Below are 18,590 nucleotides of genomic sequence, written 5' to 3'. Positions count from 1 at the left end.
GGATCCGGTGCAATGGACATTGCTATAGGGGCTTGGTCCAGAACAGCATGCGGCCGTGGGCCGGGTCGAACATGCCGGCGGCGAAGCCGAACTTCGAATAGCTGGCCTGGGCCACGGCATTGCCTTCAAGCACCTCCAGGGTGATCTTGCAGCAACCGCGCTGGCGCGCGATGTCTTCGACTTTCTGCAGCATCTTCTGGCTCAGGCCCAGGCCGCGAAACGCCTTCATGACGGCGACATCATGAATATTCACCAGCGGACGGCAGGCAAAGGTCGAAAAACCTTCAAAACAATTGACCAGCCCCGCCGGCTCACCGTTGACGAAAGCCAGCACGCTGAACGCATGGGGACGCTTGGCCAGTTCTCCCGGCAGATGCAGCAGGACTTCTGCAGACAGCGACTGGCCGCCGCCCATGGGGTCCTCCGCATAGCCATTGAGCACGTGACAGATCGCTTCCGCGTGAACCGGATTGGTGTAGCTGGCTTGCAGTACGAGAACGTCCTTGGCTTCTTCCATGATCTTGCATCTCTCTTCGCGGGTACGGCGGATAGTACCGACGGATGGAACCGTCGGCGGGTACGGATCAGGCGGGCTGACCGAAACGTTGCATCTGCATTTCCTGGAGGCGACTGAGGGTACGGCGAAACGGGAATTGCAGATAGCCCTTGGTATACAACTGGTCCATCGCCACCTCGGCCGAAAGACAGAGCGGCACCTTGCGATCGTAGCATTCGTCGACCAGGGCAATGAAACGTCGCACACCGTCGTCGTGGACCGACAGTTGCGGCAGCTCTCGATCCCCCGCCTCGACCCGCTCGACACCATCTTCCGTACCGCGGGCAATACGCCCTTCTCGCTGCTCGGCACTCAGGCAGGGCACATCGCTGAGCAGAATGACCTTGTAGCGATCGCACAGCCCCATGAAATCCAGGGCCGAGAACGGCTGCTCGCACAGATCCGGGTAGCGGCTCCAAAGCACCGTATCGCTGGCCTTGACCGGCTCCAGGAGGCGATGACCGACAGTCACCGGGCCTCCGCTGGATTGCTGCCCTGCACTCAACCGTTCGAAGATCTCACCCAACGGGTCGGGTTGCCCGGCTCCCCTTAGCCAGTAACGCTGCTGCACCGCGCCAGGGTGTTGGCGATGATCCTGCCAGCCGTTCACCGGCACGACATGCATATGCTGCTTGATCGCGGTGATGGTCGGCAGGAACCGTTCGCGGTTGTGGCCGTTGGCATAGAGTTCTTCAGGCGGCAGGTTCGAGGTGCTCACTACCACCATGCCCAACTCGAACATGACCTGGAACAGGCGTCCAAGGATGATCGCATCGCCAATGTCGGTGACAAACAACTCATCGAAACACAGCACCCGCACTTCCCGGCTCAATTCCCTGGCCAGGGCCTGCAACGGGTCCGGCGTGCCTGTGAGCTGGAACGAACGCTGGTGCACCCAGGCCATGAAGTGATGGAAATGCTGACGACGGGCAGGAATCTGGAGGGTTTCATGGAAACGGTCCATCAGCCAGGTCTTGCCACGTCCCACGGGGCCCCAGAGATACACCCCCTTGATCGAGTTGCAGCCCTCACGCAATGCCTTGTGGCATTGCTCCAAGGTCATGATCGCCAACTCCTGGGCCTCATCCTGGACAAAACCGTGATGTTCAATGGCATGCTGCCATGCACTCAAGGGGGAGTCGAAAGTCATGCGGCCCGGGTCCGGAGGAGGAAGGGCCTGAGTATGCCATGCCAACAGCCCCCAGTGAGCGGCCCTACCCATGAATCAACTCGAACCCCTTGGCGAGTGGGGCCTGTAGGAGCTGTCGAGTGCAACGAGACTGCGATCCTTGCGCTGCCAATTGAATTCGGAGCGAAGGATCAGGATCAAGAGATCGCAGGCTTCGCCAGCTCCTACGTGGAGATATCCAGCCGGGTGATCTTCCCCTGCTCATCGAGCCGGAAGGTATACCGCAACTCCAGCGGACTGCCGGGGAAGGTCCCCGAGATCAGATTGTGAACCAGCACCTTGCCCGTGCGTTGCTGCACGTTGAGCACCTCAACCCGTGGCTGGAAGCGGCGGGAGGTATCTTCCATCCATTGGATGATGGCCTGGGTGCCAGCCCGATGCTGGCCTTCATCGAAGACATTGGCATCCTCGGCAAAAAAACGCGCCACCGCCGAGCTGTCACGGGCATTGGCAGCCTCGATGTAGCCAGCGATGGCCGGGGCCAGGGAAGAGACGGGATTTGACATGGTATGGCTCCTTGTTTTATCGAACTGGCACCATGCTAGAACAACCCCATGTCAGTTCTTGTCAGGAGTGAAGCGCCCGTTTTCGTCCAGTTTCATCGACTTCATCCAGGCCCGCAGCAAGTCGCTGCGCCTGCCGGGATAGCGCTCACCCTGCTCGGTAGCGGAGGCAATCCGGTCGGTGCGGAAAGTCCGATAGGCACCCCGCAGTTCGCACCAGGCCACCACTACCCGCGCCTCGTTGAAAAAACCCAGGGCAAGAGGCCAGACCAGCCGCTGGCTTGGGGTATTGTTCACGTCGGCGTAATCGATGTGCAGTTTCGCCTGGGTGCGGATGGCCTGGCGATATACGTTCAGTTCCACCGTATTCTGCGGGTACCCATAGCCTGGCGGCCCGGGCAACACCGTGGGATTGCGCAAGGCATCCCGCACGTCGGGGGCCAACACCGCGGCGACCTTCGCCAGGGCGTCGGCGGCAGCCTTGCCCAGCACCTCATCGCCGCGCTGATCCACGTAGCGCAAGCCCAGTACAATGGCCTCGATTTCATCCGCGGTGAACATCAGCGGCGGCAGGAACAGGCCGCTGCGCAATACATAGCCGATGCCCGCCTCACCCTGAATCGGTGCCCCAAGAGCGGAAAGCTCGGCAATGTCGCGGTAGAGCGTGCGCTCGGATACCTTCAGCTCTGCCGCCAGTGTCGCGGCGGTGACCGGGCAGCGCTTGCCGCGCAAGACTTGCAACAAAGTGAGCAGCCGAGTGGTACGGGACACGATGGGCGATCCGAATGAAAAGTTGCTGCAGATTAGCAGACGCTGTTGTCAGAAACTGTCAGGAGCCCAGCGCCCATCTGGATCGAGAACAGGATGGACTTCGCGCGTCCTTGGGGTTGTGGGTTATCGTGACCAAAATTCACAGTGAGAGTACGCCCATGCGCAGAATTCCCGCCCTGTTCCTTTTACTGACACTGCTCAGCCTGAGCGCCTGCGCCCTCTTCCCGCATCGCGATCCCTTGAATATCAACGTAGTCGGCATCGACCCCTTGCCCAGCCAGGACCTGGAGATGCGTTTCGCCGTGAAGCTACGCCTGCAGAATCCCAACGAAACCGCCATCGAATACAACGGCGTGGCGCTGGACCTGGAGGTCAACGACCGCACTCTGGCGACCGGGGTCAGCGACCAGAGTGGCTCCATTCCGAGGTTTTCCGAAGCAATATTGAGCGTCCCCGTGAGCATTTCGGCATTCTCGGTGCTACGCCAGACCCTCGGCCTGAGCCAGGCCCAGGGTCTGGATAATCTGCCCTATGTGCTCAAGGGCAAACTCTCCGGGGGATTGTTCGGCACCATGCGCTTCATCGACCGCGGCACTCTCGACTTGCCGGAGTCCGCGACGACCTGGTAACTCATGCGGTGAACCGAACGCCTGGCCGGGCCCGCTCATCCACGACCAGTTCGAATACGTCCGGCCTGGCGTAATGACCGACCACGTCATAGTCATAACGTGCCCGTACCAGATCATCGGTGTCGATCTCGGCGGTCAACAACCCCGCCGCGTCTTTCAGCGGCCCGGCCAGCACATCCCCCATGGGGCCGATGATCACGCTGCCCCCCGCGATCAACGGACGGTCCGCCGGCCAGTGCTCGACATCGATGCCCAACGCCTGAGGCGAGGCCTGGACCTGACACGCACTAACCACGAAGCATCGCCCCTCATGGGCAATATGACGCATGGTCACCTGCCACATCTCCCGCTCATCCACCGTCGGCGCGCACCACACCTCCACGCCCTTGGCATACATCGCGGTGCGCAGCAGCGGCATCATGTTTTCCCAGCACACCGCCGCGCCGAGCCGACCGACCTGGCTATCGATAACAGGCAACGTCGAACCATCGCCCTTGCCCCAGATCAGCCGCTCGGTGCCGGTGGGCATCAACTTGCGATGCTTGGCCACCAGCCCCGCATCGGGTTCGAAATACAGCGCCGTGCAATACAGGGTACTGCCGGCATGTTCGATGACCCCCAGCACCAGACTGGCTCCCGTGCGCGCCGAAAGGCCGGCCAAGGCCTCGGTTTCGATACCCGGGACCTCGATGGCATTGGCAAAGTAGCGGGCGAATGCCTCACGCCCCTCCGGCAGGCGGTATCCCAGCCGGGTCCCGAACCCTTCTCCCTTGGGATAGCCACCCAACAGGGCTTCAGGCATCACCACCAGGCGCGCGCCGGCCTGGCTTATGGCGTCTTCGTAGGAAAGGATCTGCGCCAGTGTCTCGGCCTTGCCGCCAGGCAAGGAACCGATCTGCAGGGCAGCCACTATGGATTTAGGCATGGGTGTTGAACTCCTTGGTCATCAGGTGTTGCCGATTCTCAGGCGTCGACCGATCATGAATAAAGCCCCATGCATTGCTAAACGATATGAACAACATGAATATCACTGATATCGATCTGAATCTGCTCAAGACCTTCGAAGCCCTGCACGACGAATCCAGTGCCAGCCGCGCCGCTTTGCGCCTGGGGGTGACCCAGTCGGCCATCAGCGCGGCTTTGCGCAGGCTGCGCAATGTGTATGACGATCAACTGTTCGTGCGCACCGGTCGAGGCCTGGCACCAACCCTGCGGGCCAATCAACTCAAGCCAGTGATCAGCGATGCCTTGGACAAATGCCGCCAAAGTCTGGCGATGATTGATCCGGATACCACTCATTACGACGGCCGCTCGGTCATCGTCGGCCTGTCCGACGACTTCGAACTGGCCTATGGGCGCCGGCTGATCGAGGAAGTGGCGCGACGGGCGCCGGGGTTGCGCCTGATTTTCCGCCAGACCCACAGCCAGATCGTCGGTCGCAACCTGATGGAGCGAAATTTCGACCTGGCGATCACGGCGGGTGGTTTCACGGAACGGTTGCTCAGCCGCCTGGTATTGGGCGAAGGCGATTATGCCTGCCTGGCCGATCCGGACAGCCTGGAGGAGGGCCAGCAGACACTAAGTATGGAAGCGTTCGTGGGCCGCGAACATCTGCTGGTGTCATCGGGTGGTTTCATCGGCATCACCGACGAAGGACTGGCCGGGCTCGGCCTGAGCCGCAGGGTGTGTGCCTCGACCACGCATTTTGCCGCGCTACCGTTTCTGCTCAAGGGCAGCCGGGCCGTGGCGACCATTCCGGAGCATGCCGCGCGGAGCATCGCGGCACTCTGTGACCTGGCGTTGCTGCCCTGCCCCCTCGCCTTGCCACGTTATCCCATCGAACTGGGATGGCGCACCCACACCCAGGTGGATCCGGCAGTGGTCAAGGTTCGCGAGGCCATCGTCATGACCTTTTCGTGAGGTCTATTTGTTGGCGGCCATCAGCCGATTGACCTCACTGCGCACCATGTTGGCGTACTCCGGGGGCGACATGCCGTCCAGCTCGGCACGTACCCACTCAGCCCATTTGCCTTTGCGCTTTGAGCGTTCGCCAAACAACCGGGCAGCGTCGCCCTTGGCCTTGCCCAGGTTGTTCTGCCACAGCTCGAACAGTCGGGATTTTTCGTCTTCCAGTGCGGCACGCTCGGCCAGTGGTTTGTCAGCCAGATTGAAGCTCATGGAAATTACCTGTTGCATAAATAGGCGACATCTTACACCTTGAAGGGAAACGCCTTAACCATCATTTATGCTTGGCCATGCTGACACGGCCAGCCCCTCTGCAACTTTTGCACAAGCGCACCACTCCACTGTTCACGGTAATCATCAGTAAGGAGTAATTCGATGGCTCGTAGACCCACCGCGCAAGCGAACGGAGAGCAAATCAAGGATCAAGTGTTCAGTGAACTGAAGGCCTTGATCGAAGATTCGGAAAAACTGCTCAAAAGCAGCGACTCGCTGGTCGGTGAAGAGGCCGAGAACCTGCGGGGCCAGATCTCCCAGAAATTGCAGCAGGCCCTGGACTCGGTTGCCAGCGCACGGGAACGTACCCGGCCCATGGTCGATGCCACCGAACTCTACATCGGTGGCCATCCCTGGCAAACCGTGGCGATTTCCGCCGGTTTCGGGCTGGTGGTGGGCTTGCTGCTCGGACGGCGTTAAGCACCAAACCCGTGGGAGCAAAGCTTGCTCGCGATAGCGGCGGACCAGCCAATACAGTTCGACTGACTGGCCCCATCGCAAGCAAGCGTTGCCCCCAAGGCTTGTGGTTTAAAACCGACTGTTATCAGGCAACCATTCCTTCGCCTTCGGATTATATCCCCGCCAATTCCCGCAGCTGTTGCAATGTCTGCTCATCCAGCGCAATCCCATGCTGGTCGCAATGACTGCGTTCCCGATGCCGGCGATCTCCTGGTAACCGCCGCAACCCCACTCCCTGCATCTGCCGGACCAGCTCCTGGCTGCGCTCGGCGAAGTTCTGCCCGGCGGCCTTGCTCGGGTCAATCACGATCAGCAACTGCCCAGTCCATGGCGTCTTGGCCCCCGGATGGTTGTTCCAGTCGAACTCGAACGAGAAATTGCCGCCGGTCAGGGCCGCCGCCAGCAGCTCTACCATCATCGACAACGCCGATCCCTTGTGCCCGCCAAACGGCAACAGCGCTCCGCCTTCGAGAATCGCTTTTGGGTCACAGGTCGGTTGACCGAGGCTGTCCACCCCCATGCCTGGCGGCAACAACTCACCCTTGCGCGCGGCAATCTGCACGTCGCCATGGGCGATGGCGCTGGTGGCCAGGTCAAATACAATCGGCTCGCCGCCGGCCCGTGGCGCGGCGAAGGCAATGGGATTGGTACCGAACAACGGACGGTCAGCACCGTGGGGTACCACGCACGTCATGCTGTTGACCACGCTCAACGCCACCAGCCCTTCGTAGGCAAACGGCTCGACATCCGGCCAGAGGGCGGCGAAGTGATGGGAATTGCGGATAGCCAGCACGGCGATACCGGCGCTGCGCGCCTTCGCCACCAATAACGACCGCGCAGCAGCCAGGGCCGGCTGGGCAAAACCGTTTCCGGCGTCCACCCGGACGAAGCCCGATGCGACGTCTTCAACTACCGGCACAGCCTGGCCATTGACCCAGCCGCTGTTCAGCGTCGAGACATAGCCAGGAATACGAAATACCCCATGGCTGTGGGCACCGTCGCGCTCCGCGCGGGCGCAATTTTCAGCCAGGGTGCGGGCGACGTCGGCCGAGGTGCCATGGCGCAGGAAAATCTTCTCCAGCAGCCCCACCAGGGCATCTAAGGAAAGGGGGCCGGAACCGGCATGATCGGATAGCGCGGACATCTGAAGCTCCAGAATGATTGTTGGAGGTAGCCACAGTGAAGGAGGAACGACCCCGGATTAAACACTGCTTCAGCCGCGTACTGTCAATCTTTTCACCGCCGGCATGTTTGAAGCTTCGCGTGCGGTAACTATGTACCACCTTCCCCCCTTCATCGTTCTCTAGTCTGGCCGCTTCCATACATGTGCCGCCTCATGGCGCCTTGATCGAGAAGCAACGATGACCCGTGAGACCACGCCACTGCTATTGCCCGCCATCCTGAACGCCAACCGCCTGGACGAACTGAGCGCAACCCATGGATTGACGCAAACCGACCTCGACTGGTTGCGCCACGCAGCCCTGCCCAGCCACACGCTGCGCGCTGCGCAAACGCCATCAATGTGTGCCGAAACCATTCTGCTCCACGCCGGAGGCCAGGCCCCTATCCCGCTGGCCGGCTGTTTTACGCTGACAAGTTTGCCAGAAGCCGGCACCTCGCCCCCCAGGCCTGCGTTCCTCTACACCCCCCAGGGCGGGATCGAGAAATTCGACCGCCCGGAGGCACTGCAAACCCGGATCGATCAGATGCTCGCAACCCCTGCCGAGCGTGACGACCTGTTCCAGCTCCTGTCCATTTCCCAGCGTGCCGAACTGAACACCAGCATCGCTATCAGACAGTCCCGGCGCACCATGGACGCAGGTGTATCCAAGACCCAGGTCGAATCCATTGAGCACGCTCAACACCTCAATGCGCTGACCATGGTGAATGAGCTGATCAAACTGCCCTCACTGACCTCAATGCTTGACCAGGTATTGAATGAGGTCCTGGCGAACCTTGACCATCGACAGACCCGCATGGCAATCACCATCGATGCGGGGCTGGGCGATCCGACCATGGGCAAGGTGACCAACAACCTGTCACTGTCCGAGGCGGTTCTGCTGTACTTCCACCATCAGGGCCGGCCCGCCCGGCATGACGTCGATTTCATCCATCCGCACATCACCGTATCGCCCCACAACTCGCGGCAATGGGAGAGCCTGCTACGGGTCACCGCTGGAAACCTGATCCCCAAGCTCACCGATTGCATCAATGCCTATTGGAGCGCCCCCGGCCCGTTCCATCTCTCACGCCGGGCGCTGCTTGCGCAGGTTCTCAGCGATGCCCTGCGCGCAAGCATCCTGAGTAAACGGGAGCAAGGGCAACTGAGCGACGCACAAAGCCAGGAGCTGCTCCGAGTGTTCGGGTCATCCCGCCAGGACGAGACGCCGCTGTTCATCGAATCGATTCGTCTCTGGGAATATGAGCCACTCCATGTCGAGCTTGCCGGTTCACTGATGATCAGTGGCAAGGGGCATTACCTCTACCGACCCAGTCATGGGTTGCAGAAGGTCGACCATTACCGGGGGTTCAGGAACGCGCTGCTGGCTACGCCGACGAGCCTCGCAAGCAAGGAGGCACTCTATGACCTGCTCAGCCTGGATGAGCGCAACCGCTTTCTGCGCCTTGATGAACCACAAGTCTCAGGACGCTCAGTGACGTTGCCGGTATTCGAGTCCCTGGCGGATGCCATCATCGGCAAGCAGATCAGCAACCTTCGCTACGCCCTGGAAATGTCCCGCCAGGGTATCGTGGACATTCATGCCTTGGTCGACAAGGCGCTGGATATCCGTTCCTTGATCAACAACAACCTGCTGGAGCATGGAACCGAAGGACACTGGGGTACCCTGCCGGCTTTTTATGGCGACTCGCGGCCGTCCAACTTCATGGCCGATCAACTGACGAGGAAGATCAAGAGCTATACCTCTGTCGAAGAGGCTTTCAATACGCTGTTCGCCCAACTGCCGCTCTCCAACGAGATATCACTGCACAGCCGACTCAGAGCCCTGCTGCCTGAACTCAGCAACGTTTTTTCCCTGGGAATACGGGCTGAAGCCGAACTCAGGAAGCTAAACGGGACACTGCCGCCTGCCGCAGCCGATCTCATCAACAGTGTGTTTGCCTACGACGCCGATTATCCGAATCGTGAGCAGCGCATGGGGCTCAAAGGCTTTCGGCCCGATGCCTATTCACTGAGACTTGCCTACACCATGGAGGGCAGCACAGCCTCCTTGTCCCTCGCCAATTGCTTTTTCCTGAGCGAGCGCGGAGGGCTGGATACGCCCTACTCGGGCCTGGGCGTCCTCTGGACGCCAACCGACGGCCTGCAGGTTTTCCCCTCCGTCGACGCCGCTACGAAACAATTGAACCGAAACCTGCTCGACTCCCGCAGACGCTTTGGCCTGCTCGCTGGCCTGCCCTCCACCCAGCGCAAGCCCCACGGGCGCTATCAGCTCGAGGCCTTTGAGTTGATCGAGGACAACGTGTTGCTCGATCGGATGAACTCGTTCATCCGGTTGTTCGAGATCGAATACGGTTATCTGAAGACGTTGAAAACCCGGGACTGGCAATTGACCGGGGCTGCATTGGTTAAAAGCCTTGAAGCGCTACTGGACAAGGGGGCCCCCACCAATCTGACGCGTGCCAAACGCATCGCCCAGGCGGACTGGTGGCAACAGAAGCTGCCAGCCTGGCTCGGCATGGCCTCTCCCGAAGATCAGCGCCTGCATATCAATCTGCTTGAGCAATATCGAAACAGCGTCGTCAATGGCAAGGACTACCTGGACGATATCGAGCCCTTACAGGCCTATACGAGTAAAAAACTGAAAGCGCTGCTGGACGCACGCTTCACCGAAAAAGATCTGGACCCAGCGACCATTCAGATCACACCTGACCTCGCGCTGGCGGGGCCTCCCAGCTCCCTGAACGAGTTTGCCCTGAATCATATCGACGTCACTGAGAAAACCGGATTCAAGGTTTCCTCGACTTCCAGACGGAAGCTACCCGGCAGCTTGAATGAGACGGCGGTCAAACAGCTGCTGCTGTCATTGGATATTTCCACCTCATATAAACAACATGTACTGGACAAACTGTCCGGCTCGACGGCGGACGTTCAACAGAGAAAGCAGCGCTTCCGTCAACAACTACCCTGGCAACTGTTGCAATACGCCCACGCACGGTGCCTGCAGCAATACCTCTCCCCTTCAGCCTTCGACTTGATTCGCCAGGTGCTGGACATGCCGGACGCCATTGCCCGCCAGGCGGTGAAAGGCGCCAGCGCTCTGATTCGTCCGTTGGAACTGATAAAAACCGATGGCGCGGCGGCGATCAAGGCCCTGGGGCTTTACCTGATCGGGTCGAGCACCGATGCGAAAGCGCCCCAGGTCCTGTACGCCCCCTACCATACGGGCCCGACCTTCACCGAGTTCAAGAACGAGGCGAGTGTCGTGGACACCTTCAACAGGCCAGGGCCGCTACAGAACCTGTTGATCAGTCGCCTGCCCGTCAACCAGCGGAGCACGTTCAAAAACCTGTTCAGTTCCACCATCGGACAGCTCTCGGAAATAACCCTGGCCTCGAATCCGGTCCGGACGAACATCCTCGATACGTTGTTCAATGACAATACCCATCTGATATCGGACCTGCTGACCACTCAAACAGATAGGAAACGTCAGTTCGACTGGGAAACCGTGCGGCATTTGCTCAGCGTCGGCACCAGATTCGTGAGCAGACAATTGCCGGGCAAACTGACTTTTTTCGAAACGCTGTGGGAAAGCTATAAGGACTTCGAGTCTTCCTCCGAAGCACTGCAGCAGCATGAGTGGAAAACCGGTCTGCATGATTTCATTGCCGGGGCCGCAGAAATGGTGTCACTCGGTTTCCTGAATCGGGAGGATACGTTCGGGCTGCTCGACCCCATCGGCCCTGTCGCGCAAGACTCCCCTGCGCCCCCGATCCATTGGGAGCGCATCGCTTCCACAGCCCCGCTCCGAACCAACCTGCAAGCCTTCGAAGCCAGGGGCGTAAGCCTCCAGAATCTACAAGAGAACCTTACTGACGGGACCTACAGGGCCACAGGCTCCGGCAAGCTCTATGTCAGCCTTGTCGGTAAAGTCTTTCAGGTGGCGAGGGCCAATCAGGTCTGGCGCGTTGTCCATGACAAGGGAGAGGGACCGATACTGAGGAGATTGCCTGAAAGCCAGGAGTGGGCAATTGACCCTCAACGCCAGACCATTCGTTACGGCAAGGTGATGTCGACGCTTGCGAACGCGTACAGCGATTACAAAGCCGCAGACACACTGAATATCGAAGCCCGGGGCATGGCTCAGATACGCAGGAAATACCCCCTCCATGCCAATGTCATTGTGCAGGCACTGGAGACAGCCAGGTATTACTCGCTCAATACGCTTCATAACCTCGACCAGGCCAGGCAACAGGTCTCATCGGGATCCCGGCTGGATACTTTCCTCAAGACCTTTTTCGGCGTCGATCAGGTCGATGCCAGCTTGATCGTCAAGCTACATGCCGCGGTTGCCCCGATATGCCAGGTACTGGCCGATCCTTCCTGGGAATCGCTGAACGAAAAACGCATCGTGATCGGCAACCTCAAGAACGCCGACGACACGGCCACTGCATTCGTGCTCGAACCCAATGCTTGCGGAAAAATCTACCTCACACAGTTTTTCTTCGACGTAGGGCTGGACTCGTACAAAGCCATCGTCCCCGACTCATTCAACGTCGACGCTCACGCCCAGGGAGCGACCCTGATCCACGAACTGACCCATCAGTTGATCGATACGCATGACATCGCTTATCTGGACGCGCTGTTGCCATTTCCCGACCTGATTTCGCAAGTCACTCATTACGGACGAACCCGGTATGACGCTCAGCAAGACCAGCAACTCAATGGGCTCTCGCTGACCACGCCACGCTCAAAGTTGTTCATGGGATGGGATAGCGCAGCCAGCACGTTCAAGAGCCTGGAACTACTCCCCGAGTCCAAGGCCACCGCCAAGGAAATCCTCAAGGTGACCGGCGCCCGGACCATGAGCGAGGCGCGCGATGTCTTTCTGAACCCCAACTCTGCAGACAAACGCATCGACATCATCCTTCGAAACGCCGACTCCCTGACCTTGCTCATCTGTGAGTTGGGACGCCAGCTCGATTCGCCCTCATGAACGAGATCGCCCCGGAGCGGAAGCAGAAAAAAACCTGTACTCGACCAATCACATCGGTTTAACGACATCCCGGCGAATTTTTCACATCACGGCCCGCATGATTGGCCGTTCCTCTTGAAGGAGCACGTGTGACTATTTCTGATCAGGCTGGTAAGGACCTTCTGCATGCAAAACGCGCAACTGCCCATGGAGAATAAGCCGGGGTCGAGCGGCGCCTCGGTGACGACCACGAATAACGTGCTCGCCAAAACGACGGAAAGGGGCAGCAACGAGCACATCAGGCGCCTGCTCAAGAGCTTCGGGCTCAGAACCAGCCTCATTCGCCTCAAGATCATCGACGTATTGCTCACGGCTACGGTGGAGAACCATTGCCTGGGCGTGCGGGGCGTGCACAGTCAGTTGCTGGAGCTGGACATTCCCTTGTCCTTCCTCAGCGTTCGCGAGGTGTTGAAGCGCCTGTGCAGCGAAGGCGTGGTGACGCTCAACCCCGATAAAAGCTATAGCCTGCACGCCAGGGCCATGGCCGTGCTCGCGGCCACGGAATGACGTTCAGGGCTTGACCTTGCGCCGCATCACACCGTTGATCACCACCACGATCACTGCCACGGCAATGGCGATGTATTGAAACAGTTGCTCGCTGATCATGCCTTTGTTCTGCATCCACGACAGTCCAAGCATGATCGCCAGGACCACGAGGACAATCAGAATCGAGTATTTCAAACGTTGCGAATGAGTCATTGCCTATTCCTGAATGTATCCGTTCTGTATCCGTTCACTGGCCAAGTGCCTACCCGGTTTCAGGGACAAGCGGCAGCTTACGGGGTCCCATGGTACAGCCCAGAGAGCGCTGTCGCGCAACTCCGGTGTTCAACCATGAGGATTTTATTTATGTTTCGTCGCATGTCACTGCTGCTGCCGCTGTTATCGATCCTGACGCTGAGCGGCTGTCTCTTCTTCCCACCAGGCAACAGCCATGGGGAAGGACCGGGTCATCCTGGTGGGCCTGGTTTCAACCTGCACCGCTAGGCACTTTCCCCTGTCCCGATGTTGCAGTATCTGGCGCGGGCAATCCATGCACAGATTGCTCCTACTCGTCGGGTTAGAAATCACTTACTTCTACACAGAATAAATGTCCGCTTTTGCGGACATTTTCTTACAAGCAGCAGGCATGTTTTTACCGTTAACTACGGGGAAGTCCTTCTTTCAACCGTTATCGCCCCCCACGTATTCTCGAATAAGAGGCGCTCACCTCTTTACTCAAATAAACGTTGGGAATGAAAACTTGCTGACAACTTTCTCGCCTGGACGATTGACAGGTTTTTGCCTGGCTATCGCACTCTTTGAATTATTAACTTACATGGCCAGCGACTTGGTCATGCCCGCCATGCTCGCCGTTACCGAAGAACTCGGGGCCCCGGCGGATCAGATTCCCTACGCGTTCAATCTCTATCTGCTGGGTGGCATCCTGCTGCCATGGTTGATCGGGCCATTGTCGGATCGCCATGGGCGTCGTCCGTTCATGCTTGTTGGTTGCGCCGGGTTCGCGCTGGCTTGTGCAGCGACGACCCAGGTCACCCATATGCAGGGTTTCAACGGCCTTCGCCTGCTCCAGGGCATGGGTCTGGGCTTCGTCATTGCGGTCAGCTATCCCGCCATACAGGACATGTTCAACGAGTCGGATGCCGTGAAAATCATGGCGCTGTTGGGCAACCTCGCTCTCCTGTCGCCCTTGCTGGGCCCCTTGCTGGGTGGGTTGTTGCTGCAATGGCTATCCTGGCGCGAGCTGTTTGTGCTGCTGGCCGGCCTCGGGACAGTATGCTGGCTGGCGCTCTGGGGATTCATGCCGCGTCACCCGAGGCCGGGCAGCCAACAGCCCTCTCCTGTTCCTTTCGAACTGCGTGCACTGATCAAGCGATATGGCGCCTTGCTCGGCCATCGCGGATTCATGGCCGCCAGCGTCGCACTGGGGCTGATGAGCCTGCCTCTGATCGCCTGGATCGGCCTGTCGCCCCTGCTGCTGATAGAGGGACAGGGCATTTCTCCACTGGTTTATGGGCTCTGGCAGATCCCGGTTTTTGCAGCCGTGATCCTTGGCAATCTCCTGCTCAATGCTTTGGTGGAACGGGTCGGCGTACGCGGCGTGGTCCGCTGCTGCCTATGGCCCCTGTGTGCCGGCCTGCTCGCCTTGGTCACCGCCAGTCAATTCAACCTCTGCTTGCCGGTGCTGGTCGGCGGTCTTTCGTTGTACGCCCTCGGCCTAGGCCTGGGCAACGCGGCGCTGTATCGACTGGCGTTGTTTGCCAGCGACGACAGCAAAGGGTTGGTTTCGGCCATGGTCGGGATGATCTCCATCGCCGTGATGAGCGCTGCCGGTTCGCTGCTGGCGTTACTGGGCGCGGGCAACAGTCTGGAGTCCTTTGCCTTGATGGCTGGTATCGCCGGGCTCAGTTGTCCTGTTGCGTTGTGGCTGTTCATGTCGCGACCGGTCGCTCCTGTTTGATTTTTTCCGCCCCAGAGGAAAGTCTCCGATGATCCATTTTCCCCACGCCGATACGCTATGTGCATCGCCCCATCCCTATAGCCCCGAGTCGATACCCGCGGGGCTGTTCGATCGCGCCATGGCCGAGATCAGCCTGTTCCATAGTCACCACACCCCTGGCTACGAAGACTGGCTCAACGCAAACGGGCTCGCTGTCGAGGACCTGGAACATCTGACAGACTGGTCGCGCCTGCCGCCCATCTACGCCAACTACTTCAAGCAACGCTTGCTGATCAGCCCTACGGGCGAGGAGGCCCTGGAGCTCACTTCCTCCGGCACCGGCGGCCAGAAAAGTCGCATGCGCTATGACGAACGCAGCATGGCGGCAGCCCAGGGGATGGTGGCGCGCATCTTCGATCATTACGGCTGGTCCACGCCGGACAGACCCTGCAACTACCTGCTGCTCAGCCATGAACCCGAGCCGGATAATCGACTGGGGACAGCCTATACCGATCAATTCCTGTGCCGCTTCGCCCCGGTCAATAGCCTTACCTACGCCTTGCGACACACCGGCAACGGTCATGAGTTCGACGTTTTCGGCGTCATCCGCGCCCTGCTGGGATTCGCCGAGCAAGGTCTGCCCGTGCGAATTTTCGGCTTTCCGGCGCTGCTCTGGCACGTCCTGGAGCGCATGCGCGAAAGTCGCATCCCGAATCTGACGCTCGCGCCTGATTCCCTGGTGTTCCTGGGTGGCGGCTGGAAGAAACGGGCGGCCCAGGAAATCCCCCGCCGTCAGGTCTACCAGCGCATTACCCGACAACTGGGCATCGAAACCCATCGGTGCCGCGACGGTTATGGCGCCGTCGAGCATGCCGTGCCCTACATCGAATGTGCCCATCATCGATTTCATGTACCGGTCTATTCGAAAGTCTTCGTCCGTCACCCCTCGAACTTCAACGTGCAGCCATTCGGCGAGGCCGGATTGCTGTCGTTCGTTTCGCCCTATATCTCCTCCAGTCCCGCCCATGCTGTGGTGATGAGCGATCTGGCCACCCTGCACCCCGCCGACTGTGAATGCGGTTCGAGCACCCAGTGGTTCGAGCTGCATGGACGTGCCGGCACCAGCGCCGGGCGAAGCTGCGCCATGGCTGCCGCTGAACTGATCAAGGAGCATTGATATGTACCTCATCAACGGCCAACTCCATGAGAGCCTGACACTCGACCAGACCCTGGGACGCCTGCAAGCCCAATTGCCCGCCCTCCTGGCTTCGGCGCCCTCGAACGACAACGTGCTCGACTGCGCCGAGGCATTCGCCCAATGGCTGCGCGCGGGACGGGAGGCGTTCCTCGACGAGGAACAACGCCAGGCACTGATCGCATTCTGCGGCCGCGAGCACCTGAGTTTGAAACTTGCACGGGAGCTGGGACCGGATCCTCGCTCGCTGCGGCGCATTGACTATAGCGATGGCCCCTTTGAAAGCTGGCAGCCCTTGGGCCTGGTGGTGCATGTCACGCCGAGCAACGCACCGCTGCTGGCGTTCTGCGCAGCTCTGGAAAGCCTGCTGGCGGGCAATATCAACTGGATACGCCCGAGCACACGGGATGGGGAATTGACGGCGCGCCTGCTGGCGGCTTTTCTGGCGTGCGACAGCAGTGGCCGGCTCTGCGATTACCTGGCGGTGCTGCCGGTTTCCCACCATGACAGCCAGCGCCTTTTCGCCCTCGCGCAAGGTGTCAGCGCCTGGGGTGGCGAGACGGCGCTCAAGGCCCTGCGCGAACAGGTCCCAAGTGGGTGCCGCTGGATCGACTGGGGGCATCGCGTCAGCTTCGCCTATATCACGCCTCGCGCCGCCACTCCCCAGGCACTGGATCGCCTGGTGGATGAAGTCTGCCGCCTCGACCAGCAAGCCTGCTCCAGCCCGCAATGGCTGTTGGTCGACACGGACGAACCCGTCGTGATGGAGCAAGTGGGCGGTGCCCTGGCCGCCGCATTCGAGCGAAGGGCCGGACGGTGGCCAGCACTGACGCTCACCACGGCCGAAGCCTGTGAGATCACCACCCGAACGGCACTCGCCCGCCTGGACCAGAGTTTCGCGGGACATTCAGGCCAGGTCTGGCCCGGTGATGGCTGGCGCATCCTCTGGGAACATCATCGCAACCTGGCGCCGTCGCCGTTGTTCCGCACGCTGCTGCTGCGGCCTGTCCCCCAAGCGTCGTTGACCGAGACGCTGCTGCCCTGGCGTAACGTATTGCAAAGCTGCGCACTCATCTGTGAACCGGAGCAGGCGCCAGGACTGACCCGGCGTTTGATAGCCGCCGGCGTGTCCCGGGTCTCGGCAACCCGTGAAATCCAGCAGGGTTATGACGGCGAGCCTCATGACGGCGTTTACGCACTGCAACGCCTGAGCAGGCGGGTGTCGGTCGGCCTTGAGTCCCATGTCGCGCGTCATCGTGTCACCCTGGACACTGCTCCAGCACCGATATCGGTGAGTCCTTCCACGCCGATCATGGACAAGGCAGGCTTCATGTCCCTGCCCATCGGCCCCGAGGCGCAACTGTTCTTCCGTTCCGGCGGCAGCAGCGGCGAGCCTGTGCTGTCGTGCTACAGCTATCGCGATTTTAACCGCCACATGCGTGCCGCCGCCGACGGACTGCGTGCGGCCGGCCTGGACCCCGCGCACGACCGGGTGATGAACCTGTTCTACGGGGGCAACCTCTACGGCGGTTTTTTCAGCTTCTCGAAAATACTTGAACAGATGGGGGTCGTGCATTACCCCATGGGCGCACCAACAGACGAGGCGTTCGATGAAATTGCCCGGATGATCGTCGCCCATGGCGTCAACACACTGATCGGCATGCCGAGCACGCTGCACCGCCTGTTCTCCAGCCAAAGGCAAACCCTTCAAGGCTACGGCGGTGTGTGCAAGATCCTGTTGGGTGGCGAGCACCTGGGACAAGCCACTCGGCAATTGTTCCTGGCTTGCGGTGTCACGAGCATTCGCTCGGCCCTGTACGGCAGCGTGGACGCCGGCCCCCTTGGCCATGCCTGCGCCGCGAGCGAAGATGGCGTGTTCCATCTGATGGACGATATTCAACACCTGGAAATCATCGATCTGGATCGAGATGCATCGGTCGCCCCTGGGAAAATCGGTCGCCTGCTGTTCACTTCCCGACAGCGCCAGGTGCAACCTCTCCAACGCTACGACGTCGGCGATTGCGGACGCTGGATGTCAGGCCCTTGCCCTTGTGGCCTGGAGTCGCCCAGGTTCGAGCTGCGACAGCGCCATGGCCGCGTGCTGCGTGTGGCCACGGAATCCGTCAATACCCGGGAACTGGTCGAGTTGGCCCAGGTGCCCATTCAAATCGTCCTCGATCACGACAGCGGCGGCTATGAGCGGATGCTTATCCGCGCCGACGGCGAAGCCGAAACGGTACGGCGCAGGGTCCTGGTACTGCAGCCGCTGTGCGCATCAGTCGATGCCGCACTGCTGATACTGGAAGTCCAACGCTGTGCGCCCGAATGTTTCGAACAATCCAGACACAGCGGCAAGGTCCCGCTGGTGATTGATAACAGACGCCCCGACTGACAG

16 protein-coding genes are annotated in these 18,590 nt (G+C 60.1%); 8 read left to right on the top strand and 8 right to left on the bottom strand.

The features are described from left to right. Positions 1 to 22 precede the first annotated feature (22 nt). The 4 genes from AD665_RS05380 to AD665_RS05365 all read right to left on the bottom strand — a co-directional run bounded on the left by AD665_RS05380 (position 23) and on the right by AD665_RS05365 (position 3,019). Entirely contained in the window at positions 23 to 517 is a 495-nt protein-coding gene (locus AD665_RS05380) for a GNAT family N-acetyltransferase (protein WP_024780182.1), read from the bottom strand. 67 nt (positions 518 to 584) lie between these two features. Then, positions 585 to 1,706 carry a cell division protein ZapE gene (gene zapE / locus AD665_RS05375; RefSeq protein WP_024780181.1) on the bottom strand — a complete coding sequence of 374 codons (1,122 nt, stop codon included), beginning with the start codon at positions 1,704 to 1,706 and terminating at the stop codon, positions 585 to 587. A 203-nt stretch (positions 1,707 to 1,909) separates the two neighbouring features. After that, on the bottom strand, positions 1,910 to 2,251 hold the full coding sequence (locus tag AD665_RS05370; protein ID WP_053191273.1) for a nuclear transport factor 2 family protein: 342 nt from the start codon (positions 2,249 to 2,251) through the stop codon (positions 1,910 to 1,912). 51 nt (positions 2,252 to 2,302) lie between these two features. Beyond that, complete coding sequence (locus AD665_RS05365; protein WP_024780179.1) at positions 2,303 to 3,019, bottom strand: helix-turn-helix transcriptional regulator; 717 nt, start codon at positions 3,017 to 3,019, stop codon at positions 2,303 to 2,305. Positions 3,020 to 3,177: 158 nt separating this feature from the next. Between AD665_RS05365 and AD665_RS05360 the strand changes: the two genes are divergently transcribed. Then, on the top strand, positions 3,178 to 3,648 hold the full coding sequence (locus AD665_RS05360; RefSeq protein WP_024780178.1) for an LEA/WHy family protein: 471 nt from the start codon (positions 3,178 to 3,180) through the stop codon (positions 3,646 to 3,648). Position 3,649: 1 nt separating this feature from the next. On the opposite strand, the gene AD665_RS05355 is transcribed toward AD665_RS05360, so the two are convergent. Next, a complete protein-coding gene (locus AD665_RS05355) occupies positions 3,650 to 4,573 on the bottom strand; it encodes a carbon-nitrogen hydrolase family protein (protein ID WP_053191271.1) in 924 nt (307 codons plus the stop codon). A gap of 86 nt (positions 4,574 to 4,659) precedes the next feature. Between AD665_RS05355 and AD665_RS05350 the strand changes: the two genes are divergently transcribed. After that, positions 4,660 to 5,568 carry a LysR substrate-binding domain-containing protein gene (locus tag AD665_RS05350; RefSeq protein ID WP_053191269.1) on the top strand — a complete coding sequence of 303 codons (909 nt, stop codon included), beginning with the start codon at positions 4,660 to 4,662 and terminating at the stop codon, positions 5,566 to 5,568. 3 nt (positions 5,569 to 5,571) lie between these two features. Here the strand turns inward: AD665_RS05350 and AD665_RS05345 are convergent, their stop codons facing one another. Continuing rightward, positions 5,572 to 5,826, bottom strand: a complete 255-nt coding sequence (locus tag AD665_RS05345) for a hypothetical protein (protein WP_003181187.1) — start codon at positions 5,824 to 5,826, stop codon at positions 5,572 to 5,574. Between the two features lie 162 nt (positions 5,827 to 5,988). On the opposite strand from AD665_RS05345, the gene AD665_RS05340 reads away from it, so the two are divergent. Next, positions 5,989 to 6,306: an ElaB/YgaM/YqjD family protein gene (locus tag AD665_RS05340; protein WP_053191266.1), complete on the top strand. Its 318-nt coding sequence runs from the start codon at positions 5,989 to 5,991 to the stop codon at positions 6,304 to 6,306. A gap of 151 nt (positions 6,307 to 6,457) precedes the next feature. Here AD665_RS05340 and AD665_RS05335 read toward each other — a convergent pair whose 3' ends face one another. Continuing rightward, entirely contained in the window at positions 6,458 to 7,489 is a 1,032-nt protein-coding gene (locus tag AD665_RS05335) for an Ldh family oxidoreductase (protein WP_053191264.1), read from the bottom strand. Between the two features lie 217 nt (positions 7,490 to 7,706). Here AD665_RS05335 and AD665_RS05330 point away from each other — a divergent pair, with 217 nt between their 5' ends. Both AD665_RS05330 and AD665_RS05325 read left to right on the top strand, forming a co-directional pair. Next, a complete protein-coding gene (locus AD665_RS05330; protein WP_053191263.1) occupies positions 7,707 to 12,521 on the top strand; it encodes a dermonecrotic toxin domain-containing protein in 4,815 nt (1,604 codons plus the stop codon). A 165-nt stretch (positions 12,522 to 12,686) separates the two neighbouring features. Next, entirely contained in the window at positions 12,687 to 13,067 is a 381-nt protein-coding gene (locus AD665_RS05325) for a fe2+ zn2+ uptake regulation protein (protein WP_024780172.1), read from the top strand. A 3-nt stretch (positions 13,068 to 13,070) separates the two neighbouring features. On the opposite strand, the gene AD665_RS05320 is transcribed toward AD665_RS05325, so the two are convergent. Continuing rightward, positions 13,071 to 13,259, bottom strand: coding sequence for a hypothetical protein (locus AD665_RS05320; protein ID WP_024780171.1), 189 nt, complete (start codon positions 13,257 to 13,259; stop codon positions 13,071 to 13,073). Between the two features lie 544 nt (positions 13,260 to 13,803). Between AD665_RS05320 and AD665_RS05315 the strand changes: the two genes are divergently transcribed. From AD665_RS05315 to AD665_RS05305, 3 genes are read left to right on the top strand one after another with little or no spacing between them, the layout of a single operon-like run. Further along, positions 13,804 to 15,021, top strand: a complete 1,218-nt coding sequence (locus AD665_RS05315) for an MdfA family multidrug efflux MFS transporter (RefSeq protein WP_053191261.1) — start codon at positions 13,804 to 13,806, stop codon at positions 15,019 to 15,021. A 28-nt stretch (positions 15,022 to 15,049) separates the two neighbouring features. Continuing rightward, positions 15,050 to 16,177, top strand: coding sequence for a LuxE/PaaK family acyltransferase (locus tag AD665_RS05310; protein ID WP_053191258.1), 1,128 nt, complete (start codon positions 15,050 to 15,052; stop codon positions 16,175 to 16,177). Between the two features lies 1 nt (position 16,178). Next, positions 16,179 to 18,587: an acyl-CoA reductase gene (locus tag AD665_RS05305; protein WP_053191256.1), complete on the top strand. Its 2,409-nt coding sequence runs from the start codon at positions 16,179 to 16,181 to the stop codon at positions 18,585 to 18,587. Positions 18,588 to 18,590: the final 3 nt, after the last annotated feature.

The organism is Pseudomonas corrugata (genome assembly GCF_001269905.1).
Lineage (GTDB): Bacteria > Pseudomonadota > Gammaproteobacteria > Pseudomonadales > Pseudomonadaceae > Aquipseudomonas > Aquipseudomonas corrugata.
The sequence above is the reverse complement of the archived record's forward strand: the minus strand, read 5'-3'. Positions and strand labels throughout refer to the sequence as shown.

Excerpts from the sequence above, each read along its gene's own strand:
- AD665_RS05380 (WP_024780182.1), bottom strand. The coding sequence starts at position 517 with ATGGAAGAAGCCAAGGACGTTCTCGTACTGCAAGCCAGCTACACCAAT.
- zapE (WP_024780181.1), bottom strand. The coding sequence starts at position 1,706 with ATGACTTTCGACTCCCCCTTGAGTGCATGGCAGCATGCCATTGAACAT.
- AD665_RS05370 (WP_053191273.1), bottom strand. The coding sequence starts at position 2,251 with ATGTCAAATCCCGTCTCTTCCCTGGCCCCGGCCATCGCTGGCTACATC.
- AD665_RS05360 (WP_024780178.1), top strand. The coding sequence starts at position 3,178 with ATGCGCAGAATTCCCGCCCTGTTCCTTTTACTGACACTGCTCAGCCTG.
- AD665_RS05355 (WP_053191271.1), bottom strand. The coding sequence starts at position 4,573 with ATGCCTAAATCCATAGTGGCTGCCCTGCAGATCGGTTCCTTGCCTGGC.
- AD665_RS05350 (WP_053191269.1), top strand. The coding sequence starts at position 4,660 with ATGAACAACATGAATATCACTGATATCGATCTGAATCTGCTCAAGACC.
- AD665_RS05345 (WP_003181187.1), bottom strand. The coding sequence starts at position 5,826 with ATGAGCTTCAATCTGGCTGACAAACCACTGGCCGAGCGTGCCGCACTG.
- AD665_RS05340 (WP_053191266.1), top strand. The coding sequence starts at position 5,989 with ATGGCTCGTAGACCCACCGCGCAAGCGAACGGAGAGCAAATCAAGGAT.
- AD665_RS05335 (WP_053191264.1), bottom strand. The coding sequence starts at position 7,489 with ATGTCCGCGCTATCCGATCATGCCGGTTCCGGCCCCCTTTCCTTAGAT.
- AD665_RS05330 (WP_053191263.1), top strand. The coding sequence starts at position 7,707 with ATGACCCGTGAGACCACGCCACTGCTATTGCCCGCCATCCTGAACGCC.
- AD665_RS05325 (WP_024780172.1), top strand. The coding sequence starts at position 12,687 with ATGCAAAACGCGCAACTGCCCATGGAGAATAAGCCGGGGTCGAGCGGC.
- AD665_RS05320 (WP_024780171.1), bottom strand. The coding sequence starts at position 13,259 with ATGACTCATTCGCAACGTTTGAAATACTCGATTCTGATTGTCCTCGTG.
- AD665_RS05310 (WP_053191258.1), top strand. The coding sequence starts at position 15,050 with ATGATCCATTTTCCCCACGCCGATACGCTATGTGCATCGCCCCATCCC.
- AD665_RS05305 (WP_053191256.1), top strand. The coding sequence starts at position 16,179 with ATGTACCTCATCAACGGCCAACTCCATGAGAGCCTGACACTCGACCAG.